Source organism: Pseudomonas sp. MYb60 (assembly GCF_002979555.1).
Lineage (GTDB): Bacteria > Pseudomonadota > Gammaproteobacteria > Pseudomonadales > Pseudomonadaceae > Aquipseudomonas.
This window is the reverse complement of the sequence record NZ_PCOZ01000006.1, coordinates 11,705-25,484: the sequence shown is the minus strand read 5'-3', so window position 1 is coordinate 25,484 and position 13,780 is coordinate 11,705. Positions and strand designations below refer to the sequence as shown.

The window sequence follows — 13,780 nt, the reverse complement described above, 5'->3', positions numbered from 1 at the left end:
CAGGCATTCTGTAGCATTGGTCGGCGCGCCGTGGGTGCGTCTTTGCTTTATCAGATGGAGAGCGCTATGGCTTGGAATGAGCCGGGTGGCAACTCGAATAATCAGGATCCTTGGGGTGGTAAACGCCGCAATAATGGCGACCGCAAGGGGCCACCGGATCTCGACGAGGCCTTCCGAAAGCTGCAGGAAAGCCTGAATGGGTTGTTCGGTGGTGGAAAAAAACGTGGTGGTGACGACGGTGGTCGCACAAGCAAGGGCGGCGGCTACGGCCTGCTGGGCCTGGGTCTTGTCGTGCTCGCAGCCGTTTGGCTGTACAGCGCTGTCTACGTCGTGGACGAGCAGGAGCAGGCCGTGGTGCTGCGCTTCGGCAAGTACTACGAAACTGTCGGCCCGGGCCTGAACATCTATTTCCCGCCGATCGACAAGAAGTACATGGAGAACGTCACGCGTGAGCGTGCCTACACCAAGCAGGGCCAGATGCTGACCGAAGACGAGAACATCGTCGAAGTGCCGCTGACCGTGCAGTACAAGATCAGCAACCTGCAGGACTTCGTGCTGAACGTCGATCAGCCGGAAATCAGCCTGCAACACGCTACCGAAAGCGCCCTGCGCCACGTCGTCGGTTCTACCGCGATGGACCAGGTGCTGACCGAAGGTCGTGAATTGATGGCCAGCGAAATCAAGGAGCGCCTGCAACGGTTCCTCGATACCTATCGCACCGGTATCACCGTCACTCAGGTGAACGTACAGAGCGCAGCTGCACCGCGTGAAGTGCAGGAAGCCTTCGATGACGTGATTCGCGCCCGTGAAGACGAGCAGCGTTCGCGCAACCAGGCTGAAACCTACGCCAACGGCGTGGTGCCGGAAGCCCGTGGTCAGGCCCAGCGTATCCTCGAGGATGCCAACGGTTACCGCGACGAAGTGGTCTCCCGCGCCAAGGGTGAGGCCGACCGCTTTACCAAGCTGGTCGCCGAGTACCGCAAGGCGCCGGAGGTTACGCGTGAGCGTCTGTACCTGGACACCATGCAGGAAGTCTTCAGCAACACCAGCAAGGTCCTCGTGACCGGCAGCAAGGGTGGGCAGAACAACCTGCTGTACCTGCCGCTGGACAAGATGATCGAAGGTGGTCGTAGCGGCACTGGCGCGCCGTCCACCGGTTCGAATGCCGCTGCCAACGAAGCGAGCGCCCGCGCGGCCGCTGACTTGCTGCAACAGCAAACACGTACCAGGGAGAGTCGTTGATGAGCAATAAATCGCTGACCGCCCTGATTGTGGGCGTCGTCGTGGTCATCGCTGCCTGGAACTGCTTCTACATCGTGGCTCAGACCGAGCGTGCGGTGCTGCTGCAATTCGGTCGCGTGGTCCAGGCGGATGTCCAGCCGGGCCTGCATGTGAAAGTCCCCTACGTCAACCAGGTGCGCAAGTTCGACGCCCGCCTGATGACCCTGGATGCTCCGACACAGCGCTTCCTGACCCTGGAAAAGAAAGCCGTGATGGTTGACGCCTACGCCAAGTGGCGCGTCAAGGATGCCGAGCGCTTCTACACTGCGACTTCCGGCCTCAAGCAGATTGCTGACGAGCGTTTGTCGCGCCGTCTGGAATCGGGCCTGCGTGACCAGTTTGGTAAGCGCACCCTGCACGAGGTAGTGTCCGGTGAACGTGATGCGCTGATGGCAGACATCACCCGTTCGCTGAACACCATGGCTGAAAAAGAGCTGGGTATCGAAGTGGTCGATGTCCGGGTCAAGGCCATCGACCTGCCGAAGGAAGTGAACCGCAGCGTGTTCGAACGTATGAGCACCGAGCGTGAGCGTGAGGCTCGTGAGCACCGCGCCAAGGGTAACGAGTTGGCTGAAGGTATCCGTGCGGATGCCGACCGTCAGCGTCGTGTACTGCTGGCAGAAGCCTATCGCGAGTCTGAAGAGGCCCGTGGTGATGGCGACGCTCAAGCCGCTGCGATCTACGCCAAGGCCTACGGCCAGGACCAGGAGTTCTACGCGTTCTACCGTAGCCTGCGCGCCTACCGTGAAAGCTTCGCGAACAAAACCGACGTCATGGTGCTGGACCCAAGCAGCGATTTCTTCCGCTACCTGGAAAAAGCCAAGTAACTCGTAGGACGCACTCCGTCGGGCGGCTAAAACGCCTGGCGGGGTGATCCTTTCAGAAAACGGGTGTATGATGCGGCAGCCGGGAAATTCCCGGCTTTTTTGCGTCTGCATGTTTGATTCGGCAGGCGTGACAGGTTTTTCGAGGAAAGTGCCCGACGAGGCCGGTTACAGGCCGTTCGTCACGTCGCTCTTGCGCGTGGTTTATGCAGGCGACGAGCATTTTCTGCTTCACTCAAGGCTCGGCCGAGGGCTGGCCGCCCGGATCAAAGGGGAATGGCGTAATGGCAACGGTAGACCGCTGGCTGCTGCCAGATGGCATCGAAGAAGTACTGCCACCAGAAGCTGCGCGCATCGAAGTAGCGCGTCGCCAGGTGTTGGATCTGTTCCAGAGCTGGGGTTACGAGTTTGTCGTGACCCCGCATATCGAGTACCTGGAATCCCTGCTGACCGGCGCGGGCCAGGACCTGGATCTGCGCACCTTCAAGGTCATCGACCCGCAATCGGGCCGGCAAATGGGTTTCCGTGCCGACATCACGCCGCAAGTGGCGCGCATTGATGCGCACACCCTGCGCCGCGAAGGACCGAGTCGCCTGTGCTACGCCGGCAGCGTGCTGCATGCGCAACCGCGCGCCTTGTCTTCTTCGCGCAGCCCGATTCAACTGGGCGCCGAGTTGTACGGCGATGCCAGCCCGAGCAGCGACGTCGAAGTGATCAGCTTGATGTTGGCCATGCTGCAACTGGCTGACGTGCCGGATGTCCACATGGACCTGGGTCACGTGGGTATCTACCGCGGCCTCGCCCGTGCGGCCGGTTTGTCCGGTGAAGTGGAACAGCAGTTGTTCGATGCCCTGCAACGCAAGGCCATCGACGAAGTGATCGCGCTGACCGAAGGCGTGCCTGCGGACCTGGCCGAAATGCTGCGTGCCCTGGTCAACCTGTGCGGTGGCCGTGAAGTGCTGGCGGCTGCGCGTGAGCGACTGGCCAAGGCGCCGGCGCCAGTCCGGGCGGCATTGGACGACGTGCTGGCGATTGCCGAGCAGTTGTCGGCGCGTTTCCCTGAGCTGCCGCTGTATTTTGACCTGGGTGAATTGCGCGGTTATCACTACCACACCGGTGTGGTGTTCGCTGTATTTGTACCGGGTGTTGGCCAGGCCATCGCCCAAGGCGGTCGTTATGACGATATTGGTGCCGACTTCGGTCGCGCCCGTCCGGCGACTGGCTTTTCCACCGATTTGAAAACCCTGGTGACCCTGGGGCGTGCTGAGGTCGAGCTGCCGTCTGGTGGCATCTGGATGCCCGACAGTACGGACGCAGCACTCTGGCAGCAGGTTTGCCAGTTGCGCAGTGAGGGTCAGCGTGTTGTCCAGGCGTTGCCTGGCCAGCCATTGGCCGCCGCCCGTGATGCGGACTGCGACCGGCAATTGATTCTGCAGAACGGGCTTTGGCAAGTATCGCCACTGGCTTCTTGAGTTTTCCTGCCGGCCATCGCCGGCACCAAGTTTGCGCGAATGAGGACAAGTGTTATGGGTAAGAATGTCGTAGTCCTGGGCACCCAATGGGGTGATGAGGGCAAAGGCAAGATCGTTGATCTGCTGACCGAACATGCTGCCGCCGTAGTGCGCTACCAAGGTGGCCACAACGCTGGCCACACCTTGGTCATCGATGGCGAAAAAACTGTCTTGCACCTGATTCCGTCGGGTGTACTGCGCGAAGGCGTGCAGTGCCTGATCGGCAACGGCGTGGTGGTTGCCCCCGACGCCCTGCTGCGCGAGATCATCAAGCTGGAAGAGAAAGGCGTACCGGTGCGCGAGCGCCTGCGTATCAGCCCGTCCTGCCCGCTGATCCTGTCCTTCCATGTTGCGCTGGACCAGGCCCGTGAAAAGGCCCGTGGCGAGCTGAAGATCGGCACTACCGGTCGCGGCATCGGCCCTGCGTACGAAGACAAGGTTGCCCGCCGTGGCCTGCGTGTGGGCGACCTGCTCAACATGCCGCGCTTTGAAGACAAGCTGCGTGAACTGGTGGATTACCACAACTTCATGCTGGTCGGTTACTACAAAGAGCCTGCCATCGAGTTTGAAAAGACCCTGGCCGAGTGCAAGGAATACGCTGAGCTGCTCAAGCCGCTGATGCTGGACGTCACGGCCGAGCTGCATGACCTGCGTCGCGCTGGCAAGGACATCATGTTCGAAGGCGCCCAAGGCTCCCTGCTGGACATCGACCACGGCACCTACCCGTACGTGACCAGCTCCAACACCACCGCCGGTGGCGTAGCGACTGGCTCGGGTGTTGGCCCGATGTTCCTGGACTACATCCTGGGCATCACCAAGGCCTACACCACCCGTGTAGGTTCGGGTCCATTCCCGACTGAGCTGTTCGACGAAGTCGGCGCTCACCTGGCCAAGCAAGGTCACGAGTTCGGTGCAACCACCGGCCGTGCCCGTCGTTGCGGCTGGTTCGACGCCGTTATCCTGCGTCGCGCTATCGACGTGAACAGCATCTCGGGCATCTGCCTGACCAAGCTGGACGTGCTCGATGGCCTGGAAACCATCAACATCTGCGTCGGCTACAAAGACGCAAACGGTCAAGATGTTGCCCCGACCGACGCCGACAGCTACGTGGGCCTGCAGCCTGTGTACGAAGAAGTGCCGGGCTGGACTGAATCGACCGTGGGTGCCAAGACCCTGGAAGAGCTGCCGGCCAACGCCCGTGCCTACATCAAGCGTGTTGAGGCGCTGATCGGTGCACCGATCGACATTATTTCGACAGGTCCGGACCGCAACGAAACCATCGTTCTGCGCCACCCGTTCGCTTAATAAGCCGTTGATGTAAAAAGCAAAGGGCTCCTTCGGGAGCCCTTTGTCGTTTCTGCCGTCCGAGCGGCACGCCCCTTGCTTTGAATCTCTCTTTCGCGGTGCTATCAAATTAATGGCACCCGTGGTGGAGGGATTCCCGATGTCTGCCGTTCTTTCGTTGTTACAAAGCCGTCTGTTGCGGCCGGTGTTCGTTACCCTTGGTATCGCTCTTTTGGTGCAGGTGCTGGTGGCCGTTGCCCTTACACGAAGCACGGTCTCGGCGCTGGAGGCTGAATTGGGCAATCGCCTGGGGATCGACAGCCAGAAACTGTCTGGCGAGCTGGCCCAGGCTGGCAAGGAAGTCACGTCCAGTCTCGAGAGCTTGTCGACCAGTACGCGCCAGCGCCTGACGGCGGGGCTTTCTACGCGGTTGCAGGAAGAGCAGAAACAACTGCGTGCGACCCTGGAAAAAGACCTGAAGGACTCTGCCAATGACATGGCCCAGTTGCTGGCCTCGGTCGCGCCCCGTGCCATGTGGGACAGCGATGTGCCGACCCTGTCGGAGTTCGCCCGGCGCGCTCAGCGCAATCCCAACGTGCTGTTCGTGGTGTACGACGACGCGGCCGGTGAGCACCTGACCCGCTACCTGAACCGGGAAAACCCGATCAACAAGGCGCTGCTGGAAAAGGGCCAGGGCGAACGCGCTCTGGACAAGGTCTTGAACGCTGCGAAGAACGATCCGTCGGTGTATTACGTCGAGGCATCCATCAGCCCCAATGGCGTGGAGATCGGCAAGGTGCTCATGGGCGTCTCCACCGCGTCGGTCGAGGCCGACCTGCAAGCGCTGGATAAGCGCTTCGCCGCATTGATCGCCAGCGGTGATGAATTGGTCGGCGACAGCCTCAAGGGCGCCGCAGCCGACAGCGCGACGGCCATGGGTGCGCGCCTGCAGTCCGCGCAAGCCACCGCCACCCAGATGACCGCCAACACTACCCTCGCAGTGCAAGATGCTGCGGGCACCTTGCGCTGGCGCATAGGTATGGGGCTCGCCATCGTCGGCTGTGGCGTGTTGCTGCTGATCGCTGTCGTGTTGGGTCGCCGCGTGGTCAATCGCCTGAAGCTGTTGATTGCCGCCATGGATGACCTGGCCGCGGGCGAAGGCGACCTCACCAAGCGTGTGCAGATCAGCAGCAAGGACGAAATCGGCGACATGGCTTCGGCGGTCAATCGCTTTGTGGATAAGTTGCAGCCGATCGTGCGCGAGGCGGGCGACGTGGCCCAGCGTACCGGCGTGGAAATCGGCGCCATGACCCTGCGCAACGCCGGTGCCGATGCCGCAGCCGGATTACAGCGTGACGAGGTGGCCGAGAGCCTGCGCGCGCTGTCGCAAATGGCCGATGAGGCCCAGGCCGAAAGCCATGCGATGCAGGCCGCGTTGCAGCAGGTGGTGGATATTCGCCAGGCCACGGATGAAAACTCGCGCACCTCGGCGGAGGTCGGCGGTTTGATCGAGGCGCTGGCGGGGCAGGTGCAGGCCGGCTCGAAGGTGATTGAGCGCCTGGCCCAGCAAAGCGAGCAGATCGAAGTGGTGCTCACCGTGATTCATGGTATTGCTGAGCAGACCAACTTGTTGGCGCTCAACGCGGCCATCGAAGCGGCGCGGGCCGGTGAGACCGGACGTGGCTTTGCGGTGGTGGCCGATGAGGTGCGGGCGCTGGCGAGCAAGACCCAGAGCTCCACCGGGGATATTCAGGCGCATATCGTCGCGTTGCAGCAGGGCGCGCGGGAGGCGGTGGAAACCATCGGCAAGGCCGGACGCCAAGCGAATGAAGGCTTGCTGGTGCTGCGCGACAGTGTGCGTTTGCAGCAGACGGTACAGGCGTCGGTGGAGCAAGTGCATGCGGCAATTGGCTTGGCCACGCGTGCGGCTGAGCATCAGGCTCAGGGCGCGCATGCGGTGCGTGGGCGTGTCGAGGTGATCCACGCCCAGGCCGAGCGTGCGGCGCAGGCGGTGGTGGAGACGACGGCCAGTGGCAAGGTGCTGGATGGGTTGGCGGCGCAGTTGAAGGCGAGCCTGGGGCAGTTCAGGGCCTAGTGTTGCCTGTACTGGCCTCATCGGGGGCAAGCCCCCTCCCACATTTCGATCTGTGAACACGTTCAAGTGTGGGAGGGGCGGTGCGACGATTCGACTTGCCCCCGATGACGGACTCAGCGACTCAGGTACATCCGAGTCGTCAGCAAATAAACCGGCAACCCCGACACCAGAATCAACAGCGCTGCATACGGCGCCGCCGCCGCAAACTCAACATTCGAGGTGTGCGCCCACACCGCCGTCGCCAGGGTGTTCAACCCGGTCGGACTCAGCAGCAACGTCGCCGTCAATTCCTTCATCGCGTCCAGAAACACCAGTGCAAACGCCGCCCCCAATGCCGGAAAGATGATCGGCAAGGTCACCCGGCAGAACGCGCTGAACGACGACGCGCCCAAGGTGCGTGCAGCCTCTTCCAATTGCGGTGCCGCCTTGTTCAATGCAGTACGGATCGGCGCTTGGGCCAACGGCAAAAACAACAGCGCATAGGCAATCAGCAGCAGTGCGGATGTCTGATACAGCACGGGCACGTAATGCAGTGCGAAATACACCAGCGTCAACGCAATCACCAGGCCGGGTAGGGCATGCAGCAGGTACGGCAGGCGTTCTGCCCAGATCGCCAGTTGGCCTTTATAACGCACCACCAACAACCCGACTGGCATCGCCAGCACTAGACATAACGCTGCGCCGCCGAGGGACAGCGCCAGGGACGACAGCAGCGCTTCGCTGATCTCGGCCACTGGAAACGCTGCCGACGAACCCACTGCCAGCCAATACCCAAGCATCCCCAGCGGAATACCGCTGCCGATGATCGCCAGCGCGAGGCAATACACCTGGCCCAGTGGCGCCCACCGACCTAATCGAACCTGCTCCGCATGCCGCGCCGCGCCTTGGCCGATACGCACATGCCGGCCCTTGCCGCGCACGCGCAGCTCCAGCCACAGCAAGGTCAGGCACATCACCAGCAGCACCGCCGACAGCATCGCAGCGTTGGCGTTGCTGAATTCCAGTTCGAACTGCTGATAGATCGCGGTGGTGAAGGTCTGCAGGCCGATAATCGACAGCGCGCCGAACTCCACCAGCATATGCAGCGCGATCAGCAGCGCTCCGGCCAGCAGCGAAGGCCAGAGCAGGGGCAGGGTGATGCGGAAAAACACGCCCCAGCGATTCATGCCCAGGGTGCGGGCCGATTCTTCAAGGGACGGGTCGAGATTGCGCAAGGTCGCGGCCACCGGCAAAAAAACCAGTGGGTATTTGGACAAACTCATCACCAGGATCGCGCCGCCCAGCCCTTCGAAACTGGCGCTCAGCGAGACCCAGGTAAAGCTGCTGACAAACGCCGGCACCGCAAACGGCAGGCACAGGATCACCCCCCATATGCGGCGCCCCGGCAGGTTGCTGCGCTCCAGCAGCCAGGCCAGGGACAGCCCGACCACGCAGCATGCCACCGTCACGCCGACCATCAGTGCCAGGGTATTGCGCAGCAGCCCGAACACATACGGCCGCCACAACAGATGCACCGCCTCGGCCCAGCCGGCCTGCCAGGCTTTGAGCCCGACATATGCCAACGGCAGCAGGCTCAAGCCCACCAGAAACAGTACCGGCAGCAGCAGCCAGATCGACGGGCGTTTGCGTCGCGGGCGAAACCCCCCGCGCAGGGCGGGAGCGGGGAGCGATGGGTTCATCAGTTCAGGCCAACGTCACGTTCCAGGTCCAGGGCTTCTTCGGCATTGCCCAGGTCAGCGGGGGTGACTTTCGGCGGTTGCAGCTCGCTGAAAGGCTTGAGGCCACGGTTGGACTCCATGCCCTTGCGCAGCGGGTACTCCGCCGAAGTGTTGGTGATCACGCGCTGGCCTTCTTCACTGGCCATGAACGCCAGCAGTTGCTGGGCTTCTTTCGGGTGCTTGCTGGATTTGAGCGCGGCAGCGGAAGACACGGTGACCAGGCCGCCAGCGTCGCCATTGGTGAAGTAGTGCAACTGGGAGTCCAGGTTGGTTTTTTCTTTCTTCAGGGCGAACCAGTAGTAGTTGTTCACCAGCACGGTGGCCACTTCGCCGTTTTCGACGGCTTTGAGGGCGACCATATTGTTGCTGTATACCTTGCCGAAGGCGCGCAGGCCGGTCAGCCATTCTTCGGCGGCGTCGCGACCGTGCAGCTTGATGATCGCCACAGCTTGTTCTTGAAACGCGCCGCTGGTGGGCACGAAGCCAACTTTGCCTTGCCACTCGGGGCCGGCGAAATCCAGCACGGACTTGGGCAGGTCTTTTTCGGCGATCAGTTTCGGGTTGAACGCCACGACGCGGGTGCGGGCGGTCACGCCCATCCAGTCGCCGTTGGCGCCCACATAATCCTTGGGCAGTACGTCCAGGGTGCTGGCATCGATCTTGGCCAGCATGCCTTGCTCGCCGAGTTTGTTCAGGGGCGGCGATTCTTCCGTATAGATCACGTCGGCGGGTGAGCGGTCGCCTTCTTCCACGACCTGGCTCGCGAGCTGGTTGCTGCTGCCTTTGCGCACGTTGACGTGAATGCCGGTCTTGGCTTCGAACGCCTTGGCGAGTTCATCGCCGACTTCCTTGTGCTGGCCGTTGTACAGGGTCAGGGAGACCTTGTCGGCAGCATGGGCGGCGGGCGAGAGCAGGGTCAGGCCGAGCAGAGTGATGGTCAGGCCACGCAGAAGGGATGTCTTGAGACGGGTATCGCGGATCATCATCCGGGGTGTTCCTCACTTGTATGCAACAAATACTTACAAGGATAAACGATAAAGTTTCTCAGGTGCGGACGAGGAGGTTATTGGCGGGAAAGTTTTCAAACCCCGGAAACGAAAAAACCCGCTTTCGCGGGTTTGATCTGAATTTGGTGCCCAGGAGAAGACTCGAACTTCCACGACCTTGCGATCACCAGCACCTGAAGCTGGCGTGTCTACCAATTTCACCACCTGGGCATTATCAAGCAACGTTGCCGCTGTTGATGGAACGAACTATACGGAGGCCTTTTTGATCTGTAAACCCCTGATTCAAAAAAATAAATCGAGATTCACGTTAAAAATCAAAGACCTGAAACGAAAAAACCCGCTTTCGCGGGTTTGATCTGAATTTGGTGCCCAGGAGAAGACTCGAACTTCCACGACCTTGCGATCACCAGCACCTGAAGCTGGCGTGTCTACCAATTTCACCACCTGGGCATTATCAAACAACGTTGCCGTCGTCGATGGCGCGCACTATACGGAGGCGATTATTGGCTGTAAACCCCTGCCATGAAAAAATCCTGGAATATTTCGCCAATGGTCGTGCAAGGTGCTCGTTGAGGGCTGGAAAAGGCTTTTAAACGCTTGTTGACGCCTGAAATTTCCCGTTTCAATACGCGTATGCCAAACTAACCCGCATATAGACAAGGTGAAAACTCTCTAATGGCCGATTGGCAGTCCCTCGATCCCGAGGCCGCTCGTGAAGCGGAAAAATATGAAAACCCTATTCCTAGCCGCGAACTGATCCTGGCGCATCTCGCCGATCGGGGTTCGCCTGCTAGCCGCGAGCAGTTGGTCGAAGAATTCGGTCTGACCACCGAAGACCAGCTCGAAGCCCTGCGCCGCCGCCTGCGTGCCATGGAGCGCGACGCTCAACTGATCTACACCCGCCGTGGCACTTACGCGCCTGTGGATAAGCTCGACCTGATCCTGGGCCGCATTGCCGGGCACCGTGACGGCTTCGGTTTCCTGATCCCGGACGACGGCAGTGACGACCTGTTCATGAGCCCGGCGCAAATGCGCCTGGTCTTCGACGGCGACCGTGCCCTGGCCCGTGTGTCCGGCCTGGACCGTCGTGGTCGCCGTGAAGGCGTGATCGTCGAAGTGGTGTCCCGTGCCCACGAGTCCATCGTCGGTCGCTATTTCGAGGAAGGCGGCATCGGTTTTGTCGTGCCGGACAACCCGAAGGTGCAGCAGGAAGTGCTGATCACTCCGGGCCGCAATGGCGCCGCCAAGGTCGGTCAGTTCGTCGAAGTGAAGATTACCCACTGGCCCACCGCACGGTTCCAGCCACAGGGCGATATCGTCGAAGTGGTCGGCAACTACATGGCGCCGGGCATGGAGATCGACGTTGCGCTGCGCACCTACGATATTCCTCACGTCTGGCCTGAGGCTGTGCTGAAAGAAGCCGGCAAGCTCAAGCCTGAAGTCGAAGAGAAAGACAAAGAGAAACGCATCGACCTGCGTCATCTGCCGTTCGTCACCATCGACGGCGAAGATGCCCGTGACTTCGACGATGCGGTCTACTGCGAAGCCAGGCCTGGCAAGCTGCGCCTGTTCTCCGGCGGCTGGAAGTTGTTTGTCGCGATTGCCGACGTGTCCAGCTACGTCAAGATCGGTTCGGCCCTGGACAATGAAGCCCAGGTGCGCGGCAACTCGGTGTATTTCCCCGAGCGCGTGATCCCGATGCTGCCTGAGCAGTTGTCCAACGGCCTGTGCTCCCTGAACCCGAAAGTCGACCGTTTGGCCATGGTGTGCGAGATGACCATCTCGAAAACCGGCGAAATGACCGATTATCAGTTCTACGAAGCGGTGATCCACTCCCAGGCGCGTTTGACCTACAACAAGGTCAGCACCATCCTGGAAGCGCCGAAAACCAGCGAAGCCAAGGCCCTGCGTGGCGAATACGCCGGCGTGGTGCCGCACCTCAAGCAGCTGTATTCGCTGTACAAGGTATTGCTGGGCGCTCGTCATACCCGCGGCGCGATCGATTTTGAAACCCAGGAAACCCGGATTGTCTTCGGTTCCGAGCGCAAGATCGCCGCGATCACCCCGACGACCCGTAACGATGCTCACAAGCTGATCGAGGAGTGCATGCTGGCGGCCAACGTGGCCACCGCTGAGTTCCTCAAGAAGCACGAGATTCCTGCGCTTTACCGTGTGCACGACGGCCCGCCGCCGGAGCGCCTGGAAAAACTGCGCGCGTTCCTCGGTGAGCTCGGCCTGTCCCTGCACAAAGGCAAGGACGGCCCGACGCCGAAGGACTACCAGGCGCTGTTGGCCAGCATCAAGGACCGTCCGGATTACCACGTGATCCAGACCGTGATGCTGCGCTCCCTGAGCCAGGCGGTGTACAGCGCCGATAATCAGGGCCACTTCGGCCTGAATTACGAGGCGTACACCCACTTCACGTCGCCGATCCGTCGTTACCCGGACCTGCTCACGCACCGCGCGATCCGCAGCGTGATCCACTCCAAGCAAGACACCCCGCACGTCAAGCGCGCCGGTGCCATGACCATTCCGAAGGCGCGGATCTATCCTTACGACGAAGCGGCCCTGGAACAGTTGGGCGAGCAGTGCTCGATGAGCGAGCGCCGTGCCGACGAAGCCACCCGCGACGTGGTGAACTGGCTCAAGTGCGAGTTCATGAAGGATCGCGTGGGCGAAACCTTCCCGGGCGTGATCACTGCCGTGACCGGCTTTGGCCTGTTCGTCGAGCTGACCGACATCTACGTCGAAGGCCTGGTGCACGTCACGGCCCTGCCGGGTGACTACTACCACTTCGATCCTGTGCATCACCGCCTGGCGGGCGAGCGCACCGGTCGCAGCTTCCGTCTGGGCGATACCGTGGAAGTGCAGGTCATGCGTGTCGACCTCGACGAGCGCAAGATCGACTTCGGTATGTCCGACAAGCCGGCAGAATCGCCGGGTAGCCGTAAAAAGCGTGGTAGCGAACCGACCAGCAAAGGCAAGGCCGCTCCTGCCAAGGCAGCCGCCGCCGAGCCCGCGCCCGCCAAGGCGGGTCGTCGTTCGTCGACCAAGGAAAAGGCCCCCGAAGCCTACCGCCCAAGCGACGCTGCGGCGAAAAACGCTGAGCTGCGTAAAAGCCGCGAGTTGAAGCAACAACTGCTCAACGAAGCCAAAAGCGGTGGTAAAGCGGCGTCTGGGGGAAAGTCCCGCGGGGCGGAAAATCCGTCGAGCAAACCAAGTAAACACCGTAAAGGCCCGCCAAAAGCGGGTTCGGCCCCTGCCAGGAGCGGCGGGTCGCGCAAACCTAAGGCCAAGTCATGAGTCTGGAAAAAATCTACGGCGTCCACGCCGTAGAAGCACTGCTGCGTCACCACCCCAAGCGCGTCAAGCAAGTGTGGTTGGCGGAAGGTCGCAGCGAGCCGCGCGTACAGGCGCTGGTTGAGCTGGCGACGCTAAACAAGGTCGCCATCGGCCAGGCCGAGCGTCGCGAAATGGACGTCTGGGTTGAAGGTGTTCACCAGGGTGTGGTTGCGGACGTAAGTCCGAGCCAGGTCTGGGGTGAAGCCATGCTCGACGAGTTGCTCGACCGCACCGAAGGCGCGCCGCTGCTGCTGGTGCTGGACGGCGTGACCGACCCACACAACCTCGGCGCCTGCCTGCGCTCGGCGGATGCCGCCGGTGCGCTGGCGGTGATCGTGCCCAAGGACAAGTCAGCCACCCTGACGCCGGTTGTGCGTAAAGTGGCGTGTGGCGCAGCGGAAGTGATTCCGCTGGTGGCCGTGACCAACCTGGCGCGTACCCTGGAGAAGCTCCAGCAGCGTGGCCTGTGGGTCGTGGGTACGGCGGGGGAGGCCGAGGTCAGCATTTACGACCAGGACCTTACCGGCCCGACCATCCTGATCATGGGCGCTGAAGGCAAGGGCATGCGTCGCCTGACCCGCGAGCATTGCGATTACCTGGTGCATCTGCCGATGGCCGGTAGCGTCAGCAGCCTCAACGTGTCGGTCGCCACCGGCGTGTGCCTGTTCGAAGCCCAGCGTCAGCGCGGTGCCAAGGCCAAAGCCAAGAAGAAATAAGC

The 13,780-nt window shown here is 61.5% G+C and carries 9 protein-coding genes, 2 tRNA genes and 1 pseudogene; 8 read left to right on the top strand and 4 right to left on the bottom strand.

The window, feature by feature from the left end; all coding sequences use genetic code 11:
* The first annotated feature begins 66 nt into the window (after positions 1 to 66).
* The 6 genes and pseudogenes from hflK to CQ041_RS26805 all read left to right on the top strand — a co-directional run bounded on the left by hflK (position 67) and on the right by CQ041_RS26805 (position 6,995).
* A complete protein-coding gene (hflK, locus tag CQ041_RS11720) occupies positions 67 to 1,242 on the top strand; it encodes an FtsH protease activity modulator HflK (RefSeq protein WP_032893838.1) in 1,176 nt (391 codons plus the stop codon).
* The gene (hflC, locus tag CQ041_RS11715; protein WP_025857365.1) at positions 1,242 to 2,108 is read left to right on the top strand and encodes a protease modulator HflC; all 867 of its coding nucleotides are present in this window, start codon (positions 1,242 to 1,244) and stop codon (positions 2,106 to 2,108) included. The genes hflK and hflC overlap by 1 nt, the downstream gene beginning before the upstream one ends.
* 281 nt (positions 2,109 to 2,389) lie before the next feature.
* On the top strand, positions 2,390 to 3,577 hold the full coding sequence (locus CQ041_RS11710; protein ID WP_105521997.1) for an ATP phosphoribosyltransferase regulatory subunit: 1,188 nt from the start codon (positions 2,390 to 2,392) through the stop codon (positions 3,575 to 3,577).
* A 54-nt stretch (positions 3,578 to 3,631) separates the two neighbouring features.
* The gene (locus tag CQ041_RS11705; protein ID WP_105521996.1) at positions 3,632 to 4,921 is read left to right on the top strand and encodes an adenylosuccinate synthase; all 1,290 of its coding nucleotides are present in this window, start codon (positions 3,632 to 3,634) and stop codon (positions 4,919 to 4,921) included.
* Positions 4,922 to 5,033: 112 nt separating this feature from the next.
* Positions 5,034 to 6,089: pseudogene (locus tag CQ041_RS26810) on the top strand (methyl-accepting chemotaxis protein); the annotation flags it as partial.
* Between the two features lie 21 nt (positions 6,090 to 6,110).
* Entirely contained in the window at positions 6,111 to 6,995 is an 885-nt protein-coding gene (locus CQ041_RS26805; RefSeq protein ID WP_371923013.1) for a methyl-accepting chemotaxis protein, read from the top strand.
* A gap of 113 nt (positions 6,996 to 7,108) precedes the next feature.
* Here CQ041_RS26805 and CQ041_RS11695 read toward each other — a convergent pair whose 3' ends face one another.
* The 4 genes from CQ041_RS11695 to CQ041_RS11680 all read right to left on the bottom strand — a co-directional run bounded on the left by CQ041_RS11695 (position 7,109) and on the right by CQ041_RS11680 (position 10,170).
* Positions 7,109 to 8,674, bottom strand: a complete 1,566-nt coding sequence (locus tag CQ041_RS11695; RefSeq protein WP_105521994.1) for an iron ABC transporter permease — start codon at positions 8,672 to 8,674, stop codon at positions 7,109 to 7,111.
* Positions 8,674 to 9,699 carry an extracellular solute-binding protein gene (locus CQ041_RS11690; protein WP_105521993.1) on the bottom strand — a complete coding sequence of 342 codons (1,026 nt, stop codon included), beginning with the start codon at positions 9,697 to 9,699 and terminating at the stop codon, positions 8,674 to 8,676. The genes CQ041_RS11695 and CQ041_RS11690 overlap by 1 nt, the downstream gene beginning before the upstream one ends.
* Before the next feature lie 144 nt (positions 9,700 to 9,843).
* Positions 9,844 to 9,930 (bottom strand) — tRNA-Leu (locus CQ041_RS11685).
* Between the two features lie 153 nt (positions 9,931 to 10,083).
* Positions 10,084 to 10,170, bottom strand: a tRNA-Leu gene (locus tag CQ041_RS11680).
* A gap of 225 nt (positions 10,171 to 10,395) precedes the next feature.
* Here CQ041_RS11680 and rnr point away from each other — a divergent pair.
* Together rnr and rlmB are read left to right on the top strand one after the other, a co-directional pair.
* Positions 10,396 to 13,023 carry a ribonuclease R gene (rnr, locus tag CQ041_RS11675; RefSeq protein ID WP_105521992.1) on the top strand — a complete coding sequence of 876 codons (2,628 nt, stop codon included), beginning with the start codon at positions 10,396 to 10,398 and terminating at the stop codon, positions 13,021 to 13,023.
* A complete protein-coding gene (gene rlmB, locus CQ041_RS11670) occupies positions 13,020 to 13,778 on the top strand; it encodes a 23S rRNA (guanosine(2251)-2'-O)-methyltransferase RlmB (protein ID WP_105521991.1) in 759 nt (252 codons plus the stop codon). The genes rnr and rlmB overlap by 4 nt, the downstream gene beginning before the upstream one ends.
* The last annotated feature ends 2 nt before the right edge of the window (positions 13,779 to 13,780 follow it).